This is a genomic window from Pseudomonas oplopanacis (assembly GCF_057128725.1).
In genome coordinates this window covers 1-21,157 of the sequence record NZ_JBSKHV010000029.1, presented here as the reverse complement: position 1 = coordinate 21,157, position 21,157 = coordinate 1, and the positions used below count along the sequence as shown (strand labels likewise).

Sequence of the window (21,157 nt, the reverse complement as noted above, 5' to 3'; positions counted from 1 at the left end):
AAGACGATTATGGGCGAAAGCGCGGGATAGACAAAATCCTTTCAGCCACAAGGGTGTACTCATGATTAGGGCTATGCTCGCAAGATGATCCTATTTCCCGATTTGCTCTCGTTGCCCCATCAGTTGCGCCACCCCGAAGTGCGCGACCTGGCCTGGGTCATCCTCGCGCCGCCGATGCTCGTCGATACGCCGTGGCCGCAGCGGCATCCGCTGGCCGGCAGCGACTGGGTGCAAGAACCGCATCGCCTGGAGCACTGGCTGCGGCAACTGGACCGTGACAGTTATGACTTGCTGCATTGGCTGTCCCAGGCCCGAACCCGGCGTTTGGGCCTGTATTACGAGCGCCTTTGGCAGTACGCGGTGCGTCACGCGCCGGGTATCGAGCTGATCGCCGCCAACCTGCCGATCCGCCGTGAAGGCCACACGCTGGGCGAATTGGACATGCTGCTGCGTGATCGCGACGGCGTGCATCACCTGGAATTGGCGATCAAGCTCTATCTCGGGCCGCAAAATGGCGACGGGCATGACTCCGCGCAGTGGCTCGGCCCCGGCTGTCATGATCGACTGGACCGCAAACTGGCGCACCTGGCTCAGCATCAATTGCCCATTTCAGCCCGCAGCGAAAGTCGCGAAGTGCTGGCAGCCCTGGATATCCAGCAGTTCAGCGCGCACCTGTGGCTCGGCGGTTACCTGCTGTATCCGTGGCCGGGCCTCGCCGAACCCCCCGGCGGCGCGCATCCGCAGCATTTGCGCGGTAGCTGGCTGCACCAGAAAGACTGGGCGGACTTTGTCGTGCAACGCCCCTTCGGCCGCTGGCAGCCCCTGCCCCGCCATGCCTGGCTGGCGCCGGCGCATTATCCTGCGGAGCAGACCTGGAGCGTCGAGCAATTGAGTGCGTGGCTCGGTGATCTGGAGCCTTTGGCGCCGGCGCAGTTGATGGTGCGCCTGACCGAAAACGCCGAGGGGGATTGGGAGGAAGCAGAGCGGTTGTTTCTGGTGGCGGATCTTTGGCCGAATGTGCCGGGTAATGGTTGAGAGGTGTGGTGTCTGGACCGGCCCCTTCGCGAGCAGGTCTAAAAGGACAACCGCACAGCCAACGCCGCCAACGTCACCAGCAAAACCGGCACCGTCAGCACCACCCCGACCTTGAAGTAATACCCCCACCCGATCCGGATGCTCTTGCGCTCCAGCACATGCAGCCACAACAACGTCGCAAGGCTGCCAATCGGCGTGATCTTCGGCCCCAGGTCGCTGCCGATGACGTTGGCGTAAATCATCGCCTCCTTCACCACTCCACTGGCCTGACTGGCATCGATCGACAGCAAACCGATCAGCACCGTCGGCAAATTGTTCATGATCGAAGACAGAATTGCTGTCAGCACGCCAGTGCCCATGGCCGCGCCCCACACACCGTAATGGGCAAAACCATCGAGCCAACCGGCCAGATACCCGGTCAGCCCGGCGTTGCGCAGGCCATACACCACCAAATACATGCCCAGCGAGAAAATCACGATCTGCCACGGCGCTTCTTTCATCACCTTGCGTGTGGAAATCTTGTGGCCTCGCGCGGCGATACCCAGCAGCAACGCGGCGCAAACAGCGGAAATGGCGCTGATTGGAATGCCCAGCGGTTCCAGGGCAAAACAACCCACAAGCAGGATCACCAAGACCACCCAACCGGCATAAAACGTTGCCTTGTCATGGATCGCGGTAGCCGGCTGCTCCAATTGTTCGGGGTCGTAATCCTTGGGAATATCGCGACGGAAGAACCACATCAGCATCGCCAACGTGGCCGCGACGCTCACCAGGTTGACCGGGATCATGACCGCCGCGTAGCGGTTGAACGTGATGTGGAAGAAGTCGGCGGAAACGATGTTCACCAGGTTCGACACCACCAGCGGCAGGCTCGCGGTGTCGGCGATGAAACCGGCGCCCATTACGAACGCCAAGGTGGCCGCCGGGGAGAACCGCAGTGCCAGCAGCATGGAAATCACGATGGGCGTGAGGATCAGCGCCGCGCCGTCATTGGCGAACAAGGCCGAGACTAATGCCCCCAGCAAGACCATATAAGCAAACAGCTTGCGCCCGCTGCCCCGGCCCCAACGGGCAACGTGCAAGGCGGCCCAGGCAAAGAAACCCGCCTCGTCCAGCAGCAAACTGATGATGATCAGCGCCACGAACGTGCCGGTGGCATTCCAGATGATCTGCCACACAATCGGGATGTCGCTCACCTGCACAACGCCGAAAATCAGCGCCAGCACGGCACCGAATACCGCACTCCAGCCCACGCCCAGGCCTTTGGGTTGCCAGATCACCAGGGTGATGGTCTGCAGGAAAATGAGTGAGGCGATGAGCATGCAAAGCAACCTTGCGCGGAAAAACAAACCGCGATTCAGCCGCAACGCATGACCAGAGTAAAGCCCCAATTTCTACACACCCCCAATCCCGTACAAAAAAAGGTTACAGACGGATAACATGGCCTTGCACTGGCGCAACCCGGCCGTTGAACAGCCGTTGTTCGACTATGAGCTGATGACCCTCGAACACCAGATCGCCGACCCAAGCACCATCGGCGGGTGTTCCAGGAGCTGTCGCAGAAGTGGCGCGAAGCGTTTGCGGCGTGTAGTGATTTACCTGAGCAACCGTCAGAAACGAACATTGATGCGTGGCTGATCACCGCTTGGAGTGGCCGGCGTTATTGCGTGACCGCACAGCCGGCGGCGGTGCAAACGGCTGCGTGGCTGGCGGAGATCGAGTCGATGATCTGTGGCCGACTGATGAACACCCCCTAACCCCTGTAGGAGTGAGCCTGCTCGCGATAGCGGTCTGTCAGCTGACATTGATTTAACTGACACGACGCTATCGCGAGCAGGCTCATTCCTACAGGGGGAGACGGTGTTTTCAGACTTTTTTGTGTTGTTCGACCCACTTCGCGTAAGCATTGATAAAGCTCTGCAGGAACGGCTTCACTGATTCGGACAATTTGCCCGCCTCGTCAAACGCCGAACCCGCCCCTCCGAGGTAGGCTTCCGGCTGCTGCATGCACGGTACATCCAGAAACACCATGGACTGGCGCAAGTGGTGGTTGGCGCCAAAACCGCCGACTGCACCCGGCGAAACACTGATCACCCCGCCCGGCTTTCCACTCCAGGCGCTCTGGCCATAGGGCCGCGATCCCACGTCGATTGCATTCTTCAACGGCGCGGGTACCGAGCGGTTGTATTCCGGGGTGACGAACAGCACTGCGTCGGATGAACGTACTTGTTGCCGGAAAGTGCTGTAGGCTGCCGGCGGTGAAGCACCATCGATGTCTTCGTTGTAGAGCGGCAAGTCGCCGATTTCGACGATTTGTAGTTTGAGATTTGCCGGTGCCAGGTCAGCCAGGGCCAATGCCACCTTGCGATTGATCGATGCCTTTCTCAAGCTGCCGACCACGACGGCGATCGTATAGACGTTACTCATGGAAGATGTCTCGACTGTCCGATGGAAAGAACTTGTAGGTATAGATGACGATTCACCCAGCGGGCTCTGAATTTCACCGCCCCTGACTATTTTTTTCTTGTAGGAAAACTTACTTCGCTTAACCACGGTCTACAGAACCGAAAATTGAGTGATTTATCTCCAGAGGTTCTAAACAGATGGCAGCAGTACTTGTCGGTCAGTTCCATGCAAGAGATGCGGAAGGCCGCGTTTATTCCGTGCATGAGTTCCAGGAATCCACCCCGTCGGCAGACGGCCTCGGCGGCACGGAGCCTGTCACCACCTACAAACTGGCCATTGGCGATCGCGTCAAGAAGCTCGATGACAACCAGTTTCTGCTGGTTCAATCGGACGTGACCATCGTGCGTGAACCCGACACCTTCGTCGGCAGCGTGCCGGAAGCCAACGTCGCTTCATAACCCCGCGTTATGAGCAGAAGTCATATGCACGCACTTGAGTTAGGATTCAGTCACTGATTCCCTCACCTGCTGAACATGGACTTCACGCATGCGTTTACGCCATATCGAAGTGATCCACGCGCTTGTGCAGACCGGTCACCTGGGCACCGCCGCCGAATGGCTGCAGTTGCCGGTGACCGAGGTTGAAGGCATTTTGCGCGAGGCCGAGGGTCAGTTGGGTTTCATGCTGTTCTCCAGCGTGCGTGGGCGCTTGCAGGCGACCCGCGAAGCGCGGGAACTGGAAGCACAAATCACCCACGTCTACGAAGCGCTGGAGCCCGTCCAACGCCTGGCCGCCAGCCTCAAGCAGTACCAGGCACCGCCTCTGCGCATCATCTGCACCCCGCCGCTTGCTCAACAATTGCTGCCCCAGAGCATCGCCGCGCTGCGCCGACGGCTGCCCGACGCGCCTTGCAGCCTGCTGAACCAACCAACCCGCGAGATCGTCAAATCGCTTTTGTTGCGCGAAAGCGATCTGGGGTTGAGCCTGCATGACCCCGATCACGCCGACATCCATTGCCAAGTGATCGCCCAAGGCAAGCTCCAGCTCCTGGCGCCCCATGGCTGGCTGCAACCCAAGCAGAAGTACATTTCGTTGCAGGACCTGGCGGGCCAGTCGATGGTCGGCCTAGAAGGCCACGATCCGCTGAGCCGTGCCCTGGAGAACAAATTGCAGGCGTTGCGTCCGGCCCCGGTCGTGCATATCCGGGTGCAGACGCATCAGATGATGCGCAGCATGGTCGAGGCCGGTGAAGGTCTGGCGATTGTCGACCCTTTTACCGCCCTGGGCGCCAAAACCAGTGGACTGGATGTTTGCCCATTGGCCCCGGCGGTGCCGGTCAGCCTCTACGCCTTGACCCTGAAAAACGGCGAGCCCGCCGCCGCCATTCAGACACTGCTGGAGATCGTTACGGAACAAGCCGCGGCGATGCTGGCGAACTGATCGGGTGTTCCAGCGCATTATCGAACAAGCGATACCAGAACAGCGCCACTTCGGCGGTGTTCGGATCAATCCCGCGATAGCGCAGATGATCCATCCCGCCGATCACGTACCCACAACGCTCATAGAGCCGACAGGCGCCTAGGTTGTTGTTTTGGGTTTCGAGCATGATGCCCGGCAGTTTTTTCTTGCGGCTCCAGAACTGAGCCACGTCCAGCAGGGCTTTGGCCACCCCGTGGTGCCGCGCCGGGGCATGCACCGCCAGCTCGTCGATATGGGCAAAGCCGTTCCAGTTGGTGCTGACCACCAGATGACCGACCGGCTCATCGTCGAGGTACGCCATGAAAATCGCACTGTCGGCGGCATCGCGAAAGCTGCTGAACTCTTCCGGGTCAATGCCGTAGCACTTTCGATAAGGCGTAATCGGCGTAATTAGCCACTGATCGACCGGTTTGCCGATTTCGGCAGCACCATAGGCGGCGACTTCAAAACTGAAATCACTGCCCCAGATGTAGGCCGCAAAGCCGTCATCGGCGACACGCACCGACAGGCCGGGGTACTTGGGATTAATGACAGGTTGCATACTGGGAAAGGTCCTCATTCCTTGATGCAATCGACGGTGTAGTGCCGTCCATTGCCCTCGTCTTCGTGTTGCAAACCATGCACATCGACGACGAATCCTGGGAAACTGCTATCAAACGTCCGTGCAAATGAAAGATAGTCGATGATTGACCGAGTCGACTCGGTGAACCGCTCACCCGGCATGATCAGCGGTATGCCTGGCGGATACGGAACCAGCATCACCGCAGCGATCCGCCCATCCAGAGCATCGATCGACACCGCCTCCACTTCGCCCCTTACCAGATGATCATAGGCGTCAGCGGGCTTCATGACGATTTCCGGCAGTACGGTGTACATGCGCTTGAGGTGCTTGGCCGTGGCATTGCTGCGATAACAGGCATGCAATTGATCGCACAAATCGCGCAACCCCATGCCTTGATAGCGCCCGACACTCTGTTGCGCCACACAGGGCAGGCAGGTGGCCAGGCTGACGTTGGCGTCGTAGCTGCGCTTGAACTCCAGCAACTCGGTCAACAGCGTGCTCCACTTGCCTTTGGTAATGCCCATGGAGAACAACACCAGGAACGAATACAGCCCGGTCTTCTCGACCACCAGCCCGCGTTCCCAGAGGAACTTGCTGACCACCGCCGCCGGAATCCCGCGTTCGCTCAGCGCGCCGCCTGCGGTCAGGCCGGGCATGACCAGGGTGACTTTAATCGGGTCGAGCAACACATAATCGTCAGTGACACCGCCAAAGCCGTGCCAGTCTGCATCGGGTTGCAGCAGCCAGTCTTCGGTGGTCACGCGATCGATGCCTTCCACCGACGGCGGCTGCCAGATGGAAAACCACCAGTCATCCGCCGCGATGTGCTGCCGCAGATTGGCCAGGGCGCGTCGAAAGCTCAGGGCCTCGTCGAACATCTCCTGCAACAGCGAACGCCCGGCCGGGCCTTCCATCATCGCCGAGGCCACGTCCAGCGAGGCAATGATGCTGTACTGCGGCGAGGTGGAGATGTGCATCATGAACGCTTCGTTGAACCGATCGCGGTCCAGTTGCCGCGCACCGCCGTCCTGAACATGAATCATCGAGGCCTGGCTGAACGCCGCCAGCAACTTGTGCGTGGAGTGCGTGGTGAACACCAGCGGGCTGTCTTCGCTGCGCGAGGTGCCCATGCCGTAGCGTCCGGCGAAGAACTCGTGAAACGCCGCGTAGGCGTACCAGGCCTCGTCGAAATGCAGCACCTCGACGCTGTTGCCCAGGTTCTGTTTGATCAACTCGGCGTTGTAGCAAAGACCGTCGTAGGTTGAATTAGTGATCACCGCCAGTTTGACCTTGGGCGCTCGGCCCTTGGTCAGCGGGCTGGCGTCGATCTTGGCCTGGATCGATTCGCGGCTGAATTCGCTCAGTGGAATCGGACCGATGATCCCCAGTTCATTGCGCTCCGGGCACAGGTACAACGGGATCGCGCCGGTCATGATGATCGAATGCAACACCGACTTGTGGCAGTTGCGGTCCACCAGCACCAGGTCATCGCGCGCGACCATCGAATGCCAGACGATTTTGTTGGCGGTCGAAGTGCCATTGATCACGAAAAAGGTGTGATCGGCGCCGAAATTGCGCGCGGCTCGGGCTTCCGCCTCGGCCAGTGGACCGGTGTGATCGAGCAACGAGCCCAGCTCAGGCACCGACACTGATAAATCCGAACGCAGGGTGTTTTCCCCAAAGAACTGGTGAAACGCTTGCCCGACCGGGCTCTTGTGATACGCCACGCCACCGCCGTGGCCCGGCGTGTGCCAGGAATAATTGGAGTCGGCAGTGTGTTGCACCAGCGCCTTGAAAAACGGCGGCAGCAGACCATCCAGGTATTTGCGCGCAGCACGGGCCACCTGCCGAGCCAGGAATGGCACGGTGTCTTCGAACAGGTAAAGAATCCCGCGCAGCTGATTGAGCTCGGCCATGGCATCGGCCGGCGCGTTTTCCAGAGTCACTTGTTCGCCGAGGGCGAAGATCGGCAGGTCCGGCGCGCGCACTCGCGCCAGGCCGATCAGTTCGGCCATGTTTTGCAACAAATGCGAGTGAGTGCTGGGGTCTTCGGCGGCAATCAACATGCAGGAGAGGCCGTGGTGGGTCGACGCGACCAGCCGCCCTTCGGTGTAATCCACCGCCGAAACGATGCTGAAGCCTTCCTGCTCCAGCTCCCGGGCGATGCCCCGCACGCGATCACCGGCGACGGTGTCGGCCTTGATGTCGCGGTGGACGATCAGGACCGGGAATTTCAAATCTTTATACATGGGGCTCAGTGTCCTGAGGCGGCAGACCGTGGCCTGCCAATACCCTCAGGGTAGAGGGTTGAGGCGGATGTGGCGAGTGGCGATGCCCTGAAGTGGGTCAATCGGCGCACCATCATGTGGCCATCAATTCCAAGACTTCGGCAGCTTACCTGTGGCGAGGGAGCTTGCCCCCTCGCCACAACAAGCTCTCCTCGCCACAACAGCCCTTGAATCAGGCCTGGGCCTTGGCGTCCGCCAGTTGTTGCCACAACGACGGGGCGCCGGCGGCTTTGGCGATGGCTTCCAGACGCGCGACATGTTGAGCCAGGTCATCTTCGCTGGCGCGGATGATTCGGGCGCGTGTGCGGTCGGCGGGCAAGCGGCGGATTTCGGTGGCGGAGTTGTCCGCGCCTTCGCCGGAGCCATTACCGTCGGACGCATTGCCGGCCAGCGACAGGCTGGTCTGGCCGCCGGTCATGGTCAGGTAAACGTCGGCAAGGATCTCGGAGTCGAGCAACGCGCCGTGCAGTTCACGGCCCGAGTTGTCGACGCCATACCGTTTGCACAAGGCGTCGAGGCTGTTGCGCTGCCCCGGGTGACGTTCCCGGGCCATCATCAAGGTGTCGAGGATCGAGCAGTGTTGCGTGATGTCCGCACGTTCGTGCTGGCCCATCAGGGCGAATTCGTTGTTGATGAAACCAACGTCGAACGCTGCGTTATGGATGATCAGCTGCGCGCCTTTGATGAACTCAAAGAACTCATCGGCCACTTCAGTGAAGCGCGGCTTGCCCACCAGGAATTCATTGGTGATGCCGTGGACGCCAATGGCGCCTTCGTCACTCTCGCGATCCGGTTGCAGGTAAACGTGAAAATGCCGGCCCGTCAGGCGCCGACCAATCAACTCGACACAACCGATTTCGATAATCCGGTGGCCGTCGGTCACCGGCATGCCGGTGGTTTCGGTATCGAGTACAACGGATCTGGTGGCCATCAGTGCTCAGCTCTCAACGGGTCAATCGTGCAAAAGCGGCGATGTTAACACGCTCGCCCAGGTGTTTCAGGTAGACCGTGTCACGGCCTTCGCGAGCAGGCTCGCTCTCACACTTGACCGAGTTCCAATGTGGGAGCGAGCCTGCTCGCGAATGGCCATGACCCGGTATTTCGACATACGCACACTCAGGCCTGCTTGTACCCACGCACTTCATCCACCCCACGGTTGGCCAACTGGTCAGCCCGTTCGTTACCGTGGTGACCAATGTGCCCACGCACCCATTTCCAGGTGACGTTGTGGCGATTGACCTGCTCATCCAGCAACTTCCACAGGTCAGCATTTTTAACCGGTTCTTTCGCCGCTGTTTTCCAGCCGCGTTTCTTCCAGTTGTCCATCCATTCGTTGATGCCTTTCATCACGTACTGCGAGTCAGTCACCAGCAACACGTCGCAGGAGCGCTTGAGCTCTTCGAGGCCACGAATCGCGCCCATCAGCTCCATGCGGTTGTTGGTGGTGTTGGCTTCGCCGCCCCACAGTTCCTTTTCAACGCCTTTGCACACCAGCAGTGCGCCCCAGCCGCCAGGGCCCGGGTTGCCTTTGCAGGCGCCGTCGGTGAAGAGTTCTACGCTATCGCTCATGCCAATCTATCCAGAAAATGCGGTGGCTCGCCGATCCGTGATCGACGATGCCCGAGGCCGGGACTGACCCGGTCGGGAAAATAAACAGTATTACGGGTCGATGCGACGGCGATTGACCTTGGCCATCGGCAAGGGAATCAGCTTGCCCATCGGTTCGCGCCGTTCCTGACGCAGTGGACGCAAACCCACGACAATCTTGCGCGCCACCAATAAATAGAAGCCGCCGCCTGACAGTTGCCAGTCACCGGCCTTGCGTTCCCAACCGGCCAGACGAGCTTGCCAGGCGGGTGACGCAAGCGGCGGACGATAGCACCCGAAGCGGCGTTTCTCCAGCGCGAAACCCAGCAGGTTCAGCCAGTCGGCAACGCGCGATGGCGAGATACAGCGCGCCTTGCGCATGGCGTCATGGGCGAACACATGACGCAGACCCCACGTGCTCCAGGGATTGATGCCGATGATCAGCAAATGCCCACCGGGCCGCACGCTGCTCGCCGCTTCACGCAGCAAACCGTGGGGCGACAGACAGAAATCCAGCCCATGCTGCAACACCACCACGTCGGCGGCGTGCTCGCTCAACGGCCAGGCTTGTTCTTCACACACGATCTCGACGCCGGGCAACGGTGCACCGAGGCGCACATTGCGCTGCACTTGCGGCGCCGACGGTGGCGTCTGGGCCGACGGACCGTAATGCACCAGGTAACCGCCGAAGAAGCGCCCCAACTCGTCTTCGAGCATGCGTCGTTCTTCGTCCAGCAAAAATTGCCCAATAGGGCCGGACAGCCATTCACGGGCCGCGCTGATCAATGTCAGCCACTCGGGATCAGCCTGAGCGAACGCTTTATCGGTCATTGCATTCTCCAACGCGCCAGGAAGTTCTAAGATGCGCCATTGTTTTCCGCTTGGCGAATCCGACGATGATACAGATCAGTGCCCTGCCCGCCTTCACCGACAACTACATCTGGTTGTTACAAGACCACCGTACTCAGCGCTGCGCCGTGGTCGATCCGGGCGATGCCGCCCCCGTGCAGGCCTGGCTTGCGGCACATCCGGGCTGGGTATTGAGCGATATTCTGATCACTCATCACCACCATGACCACGTCGGTGGCGTCGAGCAGCTGAAAAAAGCGACAGACGCGACAGTCTACGGCCCGGCCAGCGAATCCATCCCGCAGCGGGACATCGCGCTCAAGGACAACGACCGGGTCAGCGTGCTCGGCTGGGACTTCGATGTGTACGCCGTCCCCGGCCATACCCTGGGGCACATTGCCTATTACCATCATGGCCTGCTGTTCTGCGGTGACACCCTGTTTGCCGCCGGTTGCGGCCGCTTGTTCGAAGGCACGCCGCAACAGATGCACACCTCGCTGACACGCCTGGCTGCATTGCCCGAAGACACGCTGGTGTATTGCACCCACGAATACACCCTGAGCAACCTCAAGTTTGCCGCAGAGGTCGAGCCAGACAACCGCGACACCGCCGAGCGCCTCGCAAAAGTGACTCAACAACGCGCCGCCGGAATCATGACCCTGCCGTCGACCCTGGCCCTGGAAAAGCTCACCAATCCGTTTTTACGGGTTGATGAAACATCTGTTAAAGAAAAAGTGGACGAACGGAATGGCCCCAATAACCGGGCTCCGAGTGCGGTTTTTGCTGCGTTGCGGGCTTGGAAAGATACGTTCTAGACCGTCATCCTATTGCAATGAAAATTCTGAATGGTTGACCGCAGGGGGTACCCTTTCTAGAATCGGCCGACATTTTTGCCCGGAACTTACTTCCAGCCAATGTCGTCATCTATTCGTAAAGCCATCAATTCAGACGCATTGACCCGCTTGGCTCAAGCCATCGCGGTGGCTGTGTCCGCCACTCTGGCGGGCTGTTCCAGCCATGTGCCGCAGACCGACGCGGCACATACCCCGAATATCGCCGCTCGCGCCAAACAGAAGCCGATCTGGCTCAGCGAAAAACCCTCGCCGCAAGTACCGCAGGACGTCTGGGAGCGCATGCGCCAGGGTTTCCAGTTGCAGGACGGCCTGGGCGTCAACCCGCGTATCGAGCAACAGCGACTGTGGTTCGCCAGTAACCCGTCCTTCCTTGAAAACGCCGGCGAGCGCGGCAGCCTGTACATTCACTACATCATCGAACGCCTTGAAGAACGCAACATGCCGCTGGAACTGGCGCTGCTGCCAGTGATTGAAAGCGCCTACAACCCGATGGCCTATTCCCGGGCCGACGCGGTGGGTCTTTGGCAGTTCATCCCTTCCACCGGGCGTTACTACAACCTGCGCCAGACCCGTGCCTATGATGGCCGACGCGACATTACCGCCTCGACCACCGCGGCCATGGATTACCTGACCCGCCTGCATGACATGTTCAACGGTGACTGGCTGCTCGCCCTCGCCGCCTACAACGCCGGTGAAGGCACTGTCAGCCGGGCTATCGAGCGCAATGAAAGGCTCGGCCTGCCGACCGATTACTGGAACCTTCCGCTGCCGGCAGAAACCCAAGCGTATGTGCCGAAGCTGCTGGCCTTGTCGCAAGTGGTCCTGGCGCCCGAAGCGTACGGTGTGAACCTCAGCCCGATCGCCAACGAACCGTACTTCCAGGTCGTCGAAATCAACCAGCGCATGGACCTGTCCAAGGTTGCCGAGGTTGCCAACATCGACGAAGACGAACTGTTCCAGCTCAATCCGGCGTTCAAACAGCGCACCACCCTTGATGGTCCCCAGCACTTGCTGGTGCCAACGTCCAAGGCGCAGTTGCTGACCACCAGCCTGTCGACCATGCGTCCGGAAGAGCTGATCAGCAAGAAGCCTCGCAAACCGGTCTTCGAAGGCGCAGACGATGTTCAACTCGCCAGCGTCAAGCGCACCACCTACCGGGTCAAACGCGGCGACAACCTTGGCACCATCGCCAAGGCCAACAAAGTCGACGTCGAAGACTTGCAACGCTGGAACAAGTTGACGGGCAAGCACCTCAAGACGGGTCAGACCCTGGTGATGCAAGACAACACCAAGCGCAGCGGTGGCCGCGTCAACACGGTCGTGGCCGCCAACAGCAAAGCCGACAAAAAGAAGTCGCAGACCCAATACAAGGTCCAGCAAGGCGATTCGCTGTACATCGTCGCCAAGCGGTTCAATGTCGAGATGCAGCACCTCAAGCGCTGGAACCCGCGCGTTGGCCAGGCGCTGAAGCCTGGTCAGATGCTGGTGGTGTCTTCACCACGCTAAAAAGAGCCCCTGAATTCAGGGGCTTTTTTTTGCCCGCAGCCCGGTTTTCTGGCGAGAATGCAATCCCTGTGGGAGCGAGCCTGCTCGCGAAAGCGGTTGCACATTCAACATTGATGTTGGCTGACACTCCGCTTTCGCGAGCAGGCTCGCTCCCACAGGTTCTGCGCTCGATCAAACCTTCGTGCCAGCAATTATCAGCGCATTAACCCCCTGTCTTTTTCCTGTCGATACAAGCTGTTACTGTACGGGCCACAATGCCCAAGCCGCCTGGATCGGATCTGACTTGAAGCGTCCCCTCCTCCTGCTCCTGATCAGCCTGGCCTTCAGCTCCTGCGCAAGCGCGACAATCAGCGAAAGCCACGGTTATGCGCAGTTCGGCACGCTCAAGTACCCGGCCCGATTTACCCACTTCGACTGGGTCAACCCGCAAGCGCCCAAGGGCGGTACGTTGCGGGTGATGGCATTTGGCACCTTCGATACGCTCAATCCTTACACCTTCAAGGGCTCTAGCCCGGTTTCCACCCCCAATTTCCTGCAGTACGGCATCAACGAGCTCAATGAACCACTGATGGTCGGCACCGGCCAGTACGCGCCGTCCGGCGACGAGCCGACCTCGAGTTATGGCCTGATCGCCCAGTCGGTGGAGTACAGCGAGGACCGCAGTTGGGTGGTGTTCAACCTGCGGCCCGAAGCGCGGTTCCACGACGGTTCCCCGATTACCGCGTACGACGTCGCGTTCTCCTACCGCTTGTTGCTCAAGGAAGGTCATCCGCAGTACCGCACCAGCCTTCAGGAAGTCGCGCGGGTCGATATCCTAAATCCGCAGCGCATTCGTTTTGTGTTCAAGCGCGCCGGCAATCCCTTGCAGATCCTGCGCCTGGGTGAATTACCGGTGATGTCCCGGCATTACTGGAAAGGTCGCGACTTCAAGGCGACCACCTTCGAGCCGCCCCTGGGCAGCGGGCCGTATCGCATCACCTCGGTGACGCCTGGGCGGCAGATCGTTTTCGAACGGGTCAAGGATTACTGGGGCAAGGACCTGGCGGTCAATCGCGGCAAGTACAACTTCGATCGCATGGAAGTCGAGTTCTACCGCGACAGCGATGTCGCCTTCGAAGCGTTCAAGGCCGGCGAGTTCGACGTTTACATCGAGCATCAGGCGAAGAACTGGGACAACGGCTACAACTTCCCGGCAGTACGCCGCGGCGACGTGATCAAGGCGCAGATCCCGCACCAGATCCCGACCCAGAGCCAGGGCCTGTTCATGAACAGCCGACGCCCGACCTTCGCCGAGACCAAAGTCCGCGAAGCCCTGGGGTTGATGTTCGATTTCGAGTGGACCAACCGCACGCTGTTCAGCGGCGCCTACAAGCGCGCCATGAGTTACTACCCCAACAGTGAGTTCGAAGCCACCGGGCTCCCGGTCGGCCACGAATGGTTGATGCTCAAGCCCTACCGTGAACAGTTGCCCGCCAAGCTCTTCACCGAGCCGTTCAGCCTGTCGCACACCGACGGCCGCGGCATCCCCCGGGAAACCCTGCGCAAAGCCCTTGGGCTGCTCGCTGAGGCCGGCTGGAAGCTCAATGGCCAGCGGTTGCAGAATGCCGCCGGGCAACCGCTGCGATTCGAGATCCTGCTGGTCAACCCGAACCTGGAGCGCATCCTCCAGCCCTACGTCGAGAATCTGGCGAGCGTTGGCATCGACGCGCGGTTGCGCACCGTCGACCGCGCGCAGTACAAGCAGCGCCTCGACCAGTTCGATTTCGACATGATTCTGATGACTCTCAACCAGACCCTCAGCCCGGGCCTGGAGCAGTGGCAGTATTTCCATTCCAGCCAGGTCGGGGTCAAGGGCAGTAAAAACTACGCCGGCATCGCCAACCCGGTGGTCGATCACTTGCTCGAACAATTGCTCGCCGCCCAGACTCGCGACGAACAAGTCGCCGCCGGCAAAGCCCTTGACCGCGTGCTGCTGTGGCAGCACTACATCATTCCCAACTGGTACCTCAATTATCATCGCCTGGCCTACCGCAACCGGTTGGCCTTTGTGACCACGCCGCCCTACACCCTGGGCCTGAGCGCGTGGTGGCTGAAGTCTTCGGAGAAAGATCAATGAAACCCGTACGCACCCTGCTGTTGCAGGCCAGCGGCCTGCTGTTCGCCGGGCTGGCCTGCGCCGCCCCGCAACACGCGGTGACCCTCTACAACGAGCCGCCAAAGTACCCGGCCGATTTCAAGCATTTCGACTACGTGAACCCGGATGCGCCCAAGGGCGGGATCTTTCGTCAGGCCGGTTTCGGTGGTTTCGACAGCCTCAATCCGTTTATCAGCAAGGGCGTGCCGGCCGACGACATCGGCATGATCTACGACACCCTCGCCCGGCAAGGGCTGGACGAACCGTTCACCGAATACGGCCTGGTCGCCGGCAAAATAGAGAAAGCCCCGGACAACAGTTGGGTGCGTTTCTACCTGCGCCCTGAAGCACGCTTCCACGACGGCCATCCGATTCGCGCCGAAGACGTGGTGTTCAGTTTCCAGATGCTGACCAAGGACGGCGCGCCGCTCTATCGCGGTTACTACAACGACGTCGAGGAAGCGGTCGCCGAAGACCCGCTCACCGTGTTGTTCAAGTTCAAGCACTCCAACAACCGTGAATTGCCGCTGATCCTCGGCCAGTTGCCGGTATTGCCCAAACACTGGTGGGCCACCCGCGATTTCAACAAGGGCAACCTGGAAATGCCGTTGGGCAGCGGCCCGTACAAGGTCAGCGAAGTGAAGGCCGGACGCTCGATTCGCTATGAGCGGGTCAAGGATTACTGGGGCAAGGATTTGCCGGTCAATCGCGGGTTCTACAACTTCGACGTGATGACCACCGATTACTACCGCGACAACACCGTGGCGCTCGAAGCGCTCAAGGCCGGGCAGTTCGATTACTGGCTGGAGATGACCGCGAAGAATTGGGCCAATGCCTACAACGTCCCGGCGGTCACCGAAGGCCGCTTGATCAAGGAACAGATCCCCAACGGCAACCCCACCGGCATGCAGGGTTTCGTGTTCAACCTGCGTCGCCCGGTGTTCCAGGACGTGCGCGTGCGCCAGGCCCTGACCTTGCTGCTGGACTTTGAATGGACCAACAAGCAATTGTTCAACAGCGCCTACGCGCGCACCCGCAGCTATTTCGAGAACTCGGAAATGGCCGCCACCGGCCTGCCGGATGCCGATCAGCTGGCGATCCTCGATCCGTTTCGCGGCAAGATCCCCGAGCAAGTCTTCAGCGAAGCCTTCGCGAACCCGACGACTGACGGCAGCGGCATGATTCGCGACCACCAGCGCCAGGCCTATCACCTGCTGCAAGAGGCTGGCTGGCGGATCGTCGACGACAAAATGGTCGACGCCACCGGCAAACCGGTAACCATCGAGTTCCTGCTGGCCCAGACCGAATTCGAGCGCGTGCTACTGCCGTTCAAGCGCAACCTCAGCGACCTCGGGATCGACCTGGTGATCCGCCGCGTCGACGTCTCGCAGTACATCAACCGCGTGCGCTCACGGGACTTCGACATGATCGTCGGCAGCTTCCCGCAGTCCAGTTCCCCGGGTAACGAACAGCGCGAATTCTGGATGTCCGCCGCTGCCGACAAACCCGGCAGCCGCAACTCCATGGGCCTCAAGGACCCGGTGGTGGACCAACTGGTCGAGCAACTGATCAACGCCGATTCGCGTAAAAGCCTGGTGGCCCATGCCCGCGCACTGGACCGCGTGCTGCAATGGGGTTATTACGTGATCCCCAACTGGCACATCAAGACGTGGCGCGTGGCGTACTGGAACCACATCGGTCATCCGAAAATTTCACCCAAGTACGACATCGGCATCAACACCTGGTGGGTCAAGCCAGACGCGACACCGGCGATAGAAGTCGAAACCAAACTGCAAGCCGACCCTGCGGGCACGGAGTAATCAGATGCTGGCGTATATTTTTCGGCGACTGCTGCTGATCATTCCGACCTTGTTCGGCATCTTGCTGATCAACTTCGTGATCATCCAGGCTGCGCCCGGCGGCCCGGTGGAGCAGATGATCGCCAAGCTCGAAGGCTTCGAAGGCGCCACCAGCCGCATCGCTGGCGGCGGTGCCGAAGTGTCGGTGGCCGGTTCCGCCTATCGCGGCGCGCAGGGCCTGGACCCCGCCTTGGTGAAAGAAATCGAGCACATGTACGGCTTCGACAAATCGGCGCCGGAACGTCTGTGGATCATGGTGAAAAACTATGCATCGCTGGACTTCGGCGACAGCTTCTTTCGCGATGCCAAGGTGATCGACCTGATCAAGGAAAAGATGCCGGTGTCGATCTCCCTCGGCTTGTGGAGCACGCTGATCATGTACCTGGTGTCGATCCCGCTGGGGATCGCCAAGGCGACGCGGCACGGCAGCCACTTCGATGTCTGGACCAGTTCGGCGATCATCGTCGGCTACGCGATCCCGGCGTTCCTGTTTGCGATCCTGCTGATCGTGGTGTTCGCCGGCGGCAGCTATTTCGACTGGTTCCCGTTGCGTGGACTGACCTCGAATAATTTTGCCGAACTGAGCATGGGCGGCAAAATCCTCGACTACTTCTGGCACCTGGCCTTGCCGGTGACGGCGCTGGTGATCGGCAACTTCGCAACCATGACCCTGCTGACCAAAAACAGCTTCCTCGACGAGATCAACAAACAATACGTGGTCACCGCCAAGGCCAAGGGTCTGACCCGTCACCGCGTGCTGTATGGCCATGTGTTCCGCAATGCGATGCTGCTGGTGATCGCCGGGTTCCCATCGGCGTTCATCGGGATTTTCTTTACCGGCTCGTTGCTGGTGGAAGTGATTTTCTCCCTCGACGGCCTCGGCCTGATGAGTTTTGAAGCGGCGATCAATCGCGATTACCCGGTGGTGTTTGGCACGCTGTTTATCTTCACCTTGCTCGGACTGGTGGTGAAGCTGATCGGCGACCTCACCTACACCTTTGTCGATCCGCGCATCGACTTCGAAAGCCGGGAGCATTGAGATGAACCTGTCCCCGCTCAATCGACGTCGCTTCGAACTGTTCAAGGCCAACAAGCGTGGCTGGTGGTCGCTGTGGCTGTTTCTGCTGCTGTTCGGCCTGAGCCTTGGCGCCGAGCTGATCGCCAACGACAAACCGCTGGTAGTGCATTACGACAACAGCTGGTACTTCCCGGCGCTCAAGCGCTACCCGGAAACCACCTTCGGCGGTGAGTTCCCGCTGGAAGCCAATTACAAGAGCCCGTACATCCGCGAATTGCTCAAGGCCAAGGATGCCTGGGTGTTGTGGGCGCCGATTCCGTTCAGTTATCAAAGCATCAACTACGACCTGAAAGTCCCGGCCCCGGGTCCGCCGTCGGCGGATAACCTGCTGGGCACCGACGATCAGGGGCGCGATGTGTTGGCGCGGGTGATCTACGGCTTCCGGATTTCGGTGTTGTTCGCCCTGACCCTGACCATTCTCAGTTCGATCATCGGCGTGATTGCCGGGGCCTTGCAGGGTTTTTATGGCGGTTGGGTGGACCTGGCCGGGCAGCGTTTCCTGGAAATCTGGTCCGGCTTGCCGGTGTTGTACCTGCTGATCATCCTCGCCAGTTTCGTGCAGCCGAACTTCTGGTGGCTGTTGGGGATCATGCTGCTGTTTTCCTGGATGAGCCTGGTGGACGTGGTGCGCGCCGAGTTCCTGCGCGGGCGCAACCTCGAATACGTGCGCGCGGCGCGGGCGCTGGGGATGCAGAACGGTGCGATCATGTTCCGCCACATCCTGCCCAATGCGATGGTCTCGACCATGACGTTCATGCCGTTCATCTTGACCGGCGCCATCGGCACCCTGACCGCGCTGGATTTCCTCGGCTTCGGATTGCCGCCCGGCGCGCCGTCGCTGGGTGAGCTGGTGGCCCAGGGCAAATCGAACCTGCAAGCCCCATGGCTCGGCATCAGCGCATTTGCGGTGCTGGCGCTGATGTTGAGTTTGCTGGTGTTTATCGGCGAGTCCGCTCGCGATGCCTTCGACCCGAGGAAGTGAAATGAATCAGGACAATCTGATCGAAGTGCGCGACCTGTCCGTCGAGTTTGGGATCGGCGAGCGTGCTCAGCGCGTGGTCGAAGGCGTGAGCTTTGATATCAAGCGTGGCGAAACCCTGGCGCTGGTCGGTGAAAGCGGTTCCGGTAAGTCGGTCACGGCCCACTCGATCCTGCGGCTGCTGCCCTACCCGCTTGCACGGCATCCCTCCGGGACTATCGAGTACGCCGGGAAAAACCTGCTGAACATGGGCGAGAAATCCATCCGCCATATCCGTGGCAACCGGATTGCGATGATCTTCCAGGAGCCGATGACTTCGCTGAACCCGCTGCATTCCATCGAAAAGCAGATCAACGAAGTGCTGGGCATCCACAAAGGCCTGATCGGCAAAGTGGCGACCAAGCGCACCTTGGAACTGCTGGAGATGGTCGGGATTCCCGAGCCGGAAAAACGCCTGAAGGCCCTGCCCCACGAATTGTCCGGCGGCCAGCGCCAGCGGGTGATGATCGCCATGGCCCTGGCCAACGAGCCGGAATTGCTGATCGCCGACGAGCCAACCACCGCGCTGGACGTGACCGTTCAGCTGAAAATCCTCGAATTGCTCAAGGAATTACAGGCCCGCCTGGGCATGGCGCTGCTGCTGATCAGCCACGATTTGAATCTTGTGCGAAGAATTGCGCATCGCGTATGTGTCATGCAGCGCGGTTGCATCGTCGAACAGGCATCGTGCGAAGAGTTGTTCCGCGCGCCGCAGCATCCGTACACTCGGTTACTGCTGGCAGCGGAGCCCAGCGGCACGCCGGCGACCAATGTTATCGGGCCGCCATTGCTGCAAGTCGAGGACTTGAAAGTCTGGTTCCCGATCAAGAAAGGCCTGCTGAAAAAGACCGTTGACCACATCAAAGCGGTGGACGGGATCAATTTCAGCCTGCCTCAGGGGCAGACCTTGGGGATCGTCGGTGAAAGCGGTTCGGGCAAATCAACGCTCGGCCTGGCGATTTTGCGGTTGATCGGCAGCAAAGGCGCGATCCGTTTTGAAGGCAAGCAGCTAGACTGCCTGACGCAGAACGAAGTTCGACCGTTGCGCCGCGAGATGCAAGTGGTGTTTCAGGACCCGTTCGGCAGCCTGAGCCCACGGATGTGCGTGAGCCAGATCGTTGGCGAAGGCCTGCGGATCCACAAGATGGGCACCGAGGCGGAGCAGGAACAGGCGATTATTGCAGCATTGAAGGAGGTAGGTCTGGATCCGGAAACCCGGCACCGCTACCCCCACGAATTTTCCGGCGGGCAACGGCAGAGAATCGCCATTGCCCGGGCATTAGTGCTAAAACCGGCGTTGATTTTGCTGGACGAGCCGACGTCGGCACTCGACCGCACCGTACAACGCCAAGTGGTGGAGCTGCTGCGTTCACTGCAAACCAAGTACAACCTGACGTATTTGTTTATCAGCCATGACCTGGCTGTCGTCAAAGCGCTGAGCCACCAGCTGATGGTGGTCAAGCATGGCCAAGTGGTCGAACAGGGAGACGCGCAAAGTATCTTTGCCGCCCCCCAACATCCGTATACACAGCAGTTGCTGGAAGCCGCTTTCCTGGCACCAGCCACTGCGTAATAACCTGAAAGAGAGGAGCAACACATGGGTTTTCTCGCCGGTAAGCGCGTACTGATCGTCGGTGTCGCCAGCAAGCTGTCCATCGCATCCGGCATCGCTGCCGCCATGCATCGCGAGGGCGCTGAGCTTGCCTTCACTTATCAGAACGACAAACTCAAGGGTCGTGTCGAAGAGTTCGCCCAGAGCTGGGGTTCCAACCCTGACCTGTGCTTCCCGTGCGACGTGGCCAGCGATGAAGAAATCGCCAAGGTCTTCGTTGAACTGAGCAAGAAGTGGGACGGCCTGGACTGCATCGTGCACTCCGTCGGCTTCGCCCCGGGCGACCAACTGGACGGCGACTTCACCGAAGCCACCACCCGTGAAGGTTTCCGCATCGCTCACGACATCAGCGCCTACAGCTTCGTGGCCTTGGCCAAAGCTGGTCGCGAAATGATGAAAGGCCGCAACGGCAGCCTGCTGACCCTGTCGTACCTGGGCGCCGAGCGCACCATGCCTAACTACAACGTCATGGGCATGGCCAAGGCTTCGCTGGAAGCTGGCGTGCGTTACCTGGCCGGCTCCCTGGGCCCGGACGGCACCCGCGTCAACTGCGTATCGGCTGGCCCGATCCGCACCCTCGCCGCTTCCGGCATCAAGAACTTCCGCAAGATGCTGGCTGCCAACGAAGCGCAAACCCCGCTGCGTCGCAACGTCACCATCGACGAAGTCGGCAACGCCGGCGCCTTCCTGTGCTCGGACCTGGCGTCCGGCATCAGCGGCGAAATCATGTACGTGGACGGTGGTTTCAACACCACTGCGATGGGTAGCCTGGAAGAGTGATCTTCAGCTAGCCAATAAAAAACCCGCCAATTTCAGGCTGTGTGAAAACACACTGATGGTGGTTCCAGCAAACGCCCCGACTTGTTCGGGGCGTTTGCTTTTGTGCTCAC

The 21,157-nt window shown here is 60.1% G+C and carries 19 protein-coding genes; 12 read left to right on the top strand and 7 right to left on the bottom strand.

What is annotated here, in order from left to right:
• Window positions 1–84: 84 nt before the first annotated feature.
• Window positions 85–1,035, top strand: coding sequence for a DUF1853 family protein (locus ACWKV5_RS29240; protein WP_483844093.1), 951 nt, complete (start codon window positions 85–87; stop codon window positions 1,033–1,035).
• A gap of 38 nt (window positions 1,036–1,073) precedes the next feature.
• Here ACWKV5_RS29240 and ACWKV5_RS29235 read toward each other — a convergent pair whose 3' ends face one another.
• Window positions 1,074–2,357, bottom strand: a complete 1,284-nt coding sequence (locus ACWKV5_RS29235; protein WP_483844092.1) for an arsenic transporter — start codon at window positions 2,355–2,357, stop codon at window positions 1,074–1,076.
• Between the two features lie 118 nt (window positions 2,358–2,475).
• Between ACWKV5_RS29235 and ACWKV5_RS29230 the strand changes: the two genes are divergently transcribed.
• The gene (locus ACWKV5_RS29230) at window positions 2,476–2,673 is read left to right on the top strand and encodes a hypothetical protein (RefSeq protein WP_483844091.1); all 198 of its coding nucleotides are present in this window, start codon (window positions 2,476–2,478) and stop codon (window positions 2,671–2,673) included.
• 228 nt (window positions 2,674–2,901) lie between these two features.
• Here the strand turns inward: ACWKV5_RS29230 and ACWKV5_RS29225 are convergent, their stop codons facing one another.
• Entirely contained in the window at window positions 2,902–3,462 is a 561-nt protein-coding gene (locus tag ACWKV5_RS29225; protein ID WP_483844090.1) for an NADPH-dependent FMN reductase, read from the bottom strand.
• Window positions 3,463–3,638: 176 nt separating this feature from the next.
• Here ACWKV5_RS29225 and ACWKV5_RS29220 point away from each other — a divergent pair, with 176 nt between their 5' ends.
• Both ACWKV5_RS29220 and ACWKV5_RS29215 read left to right on the top strand, forming a co-directional pair.
• Complete coding sequence (locus ACWKV5_RS29220) at window positions 3,639–3,899, top strand: hypothetical protein (protein WP_123435611.1); 261 nt, start codon at window positions 3,639–3,641, stop codon at window positions 3,897–3,899.
• Between the two features lie 88 nt (window positions 3,900–3,987).
• A complete protein-coding gene (locus ACWKV5_RS29215; RefSeq protein WP_483844089.1) occupies window positions 3,988–4,881 on the top strand; it encodes a LysR family transcriptional regulator in 894 nt (297 codons plus the stop codon).
• On the opposite strand, the gene ACWKV5_RS29210 is transcribed toward ACWKV5_RS29215, so the two are convergent.
• The 5 genes from ACWKV5_RS29210 to ACWKV5_RS29190 all read right to left on the bottom strand — a co-directional run bounded on the left by ACWKV5_RS29210 (window position 4,847) and on the right by ACWKV5_RS29190 (window position 10,188).
• Window positions 4,847–5,461 carry a GNAT family N-acetyltransferase gene (locus tag ACWKV5_RS29210; RefSeq protein ID WP_483844088.1) on the bottom strand — a complete coding sequence of 205 codons (615 nt, stop codon included), beginning with the start codon at window positions 5,459–5,461 and terminating at the stop codon, window positions 4,847–4,849. The two genes, ACWKV5_RS29215 and ACWKV5_RS29210, sit on opposite strands and share 35 nt — an antisense overlap.
• Before the next feature lie 14 nt (window positions 5,462–5,475).
• Window positions 5,476–7,731: an Orn/Lys/Arg family decarboxylase gene (locus ACWKV5_RS29205; protein ID WP_483844087.1), complete on the bottom strand. Its 2,256-nt coding sequence runs from the start codon at window positions 7,729–7,731 to the stop codon at window positions 5,476–5,478.
• A gap of 211 nt (window positions 7,732–7,942) precedes the next feature.
• Window positions 7,943–8,701 carry a DNA polymerase III subunit epsilon gene (gene dnaQ, locus ACWKV5_RS29200; RefSeq protein WP_123435614.1) on the bottom strand — a complete coding sequence of 253 codons (759 nt, stop codon included), beginning with the start codon at window positions 8,699–8,701 and terminating at the stop codon, window positions 7,943–7,945.
• 185 nt (window positions 8,702–8,886) lie between these two features.
• Window positions 8,887–9,339, bottom strand: coding sequence for a ribonuclease HI (rnhA, locus tag ACWKV5_RS29195; RefSeq protein WP_008028618.1), 453 nt, complete (start codon window positions 9,337–9,339; stop codon window positions 8,887–8,889).
• Between the two features lie 90 nt (window positions 9,340–9,429).
• Complete coding sequence (locus ACWKV5_RS29190; protein WP_150780211.1) at window positions 9,430–10,188, bottom strand: methyltransferase domain-containing protein; 759 nt, start codon at window positions 10,186–10,188, stop codon at window positions 9,430–9,432.
• A 65-nt stretch (window positions 10,189–10,253) separates the two neighbouring features.
• Between ACWKV5_RS29190 and gloB the strand changes: the two genes are divergently transcribed.
• From gloB to fabI, 8 genes are all read left to right on the top strand, one after another.
• Window positions 10,254–11,021: a hydroxyacylglutathione hydrolase gene (gene gloB, locus ACWKV5_RS29185; RefSeq protein WP_483844086.1), complete on the top strand. Its 768-nt coding sequence runs from the start codon at window positions 10,254–10,256 to the stop codon at window positions 11,019–11,021.
• A 99-nt stretch (window positions 11,022–11,120) separates the two neighbouring features.
• Entirely contained in the window at window positions 11,121–12,566 is a 1,446-nt protein-coding gene (locus ACWKV5_RS29180; RefSeq protein WP_483844085.1) for a transglycosylase SLT domain-containing protein, read from the top strand.
• Window positions 12,567–12,867: 301 nt separating this feature from the next.
• Complete coding sequence (locus ACWKV5_RS29175) at window positions 12,868–14,682, top strand: extracellular solute-binding protein (protein WP_483844098.1); 1,815 nt, start codon at window positions 12,868–12,870, stop codon at window positions 14,680–14,682.
• Complete coding sequence (locus tag ACWKV5_RS29170) at window positions 14,679–16,520, top strand: extracellular solute-binding protein (RefSeq protein ID WP_483844084.1); 1,842 nt, start codon at window positions 14,679–14,681, stop codon at window positions 16,518–16,520. The genes ACWKV5_RS29175 and ACWKV5_RS29170 overlap by 4 nt, the downstream gene beginning before the upstream one ends.
• A 4-nt stretch (window positions 16,521–16,524) precedes the next feature.
• Window positions 16,525–17,598: a microcin C ABC transporter permease YejB gene (locus tag ACWKV5_RS29165; protein ID WP_027923384.1), complete on the top strand. Its 1,074-nt coding sequence runs from the start codon at window positions 16,525–16,527 to the stop codon at window positions 17,596–17,598.
• Between the two features lies 1 nt (window position 17,599).
• Window positions 17,600–18,619 (top strand): ABC transporter permease, encoded by a 1,020-nt coding sequence (locus ACWKV5_RS29160; protein WP_483844083.1) that lies wholly within the window; start codon window positions 17,600–17,602, stop codon window positions 18,617–18,619.
• A gap of 1 nt (window position 18,620) precedes the next feature.
• Window positions 18,621–20,228 (top strand): ABC transporter ATP-binding protein, encoded by a 1,608-nt coding sequence (locus ACWKV5_RS29155; protein ID WP_483844082.1) that lies wholly within the window; start codon window positions 18,621–18,623, stop codon window positions 20,226–20,228.
• A 24-nt stretch (window positions 20,229–20,252) separates the two neighbouring features.
• Window positions 20,253–21,047 carry an enoyl-ACP reductase FabI gene (gene fabI, locus ACWKV5_RS29150; RefSeq protein WP_077749640.1) on the top strand — a complete coding sequence of 265 codons (795 nt, stop codon included), beginning with the start codon at window positions 20,253–20,255 and terminating at the stop codon, window positions 21,045–21,047.
• Window positions 21,048–21,157: the final 110 nt, after the last annotated feature.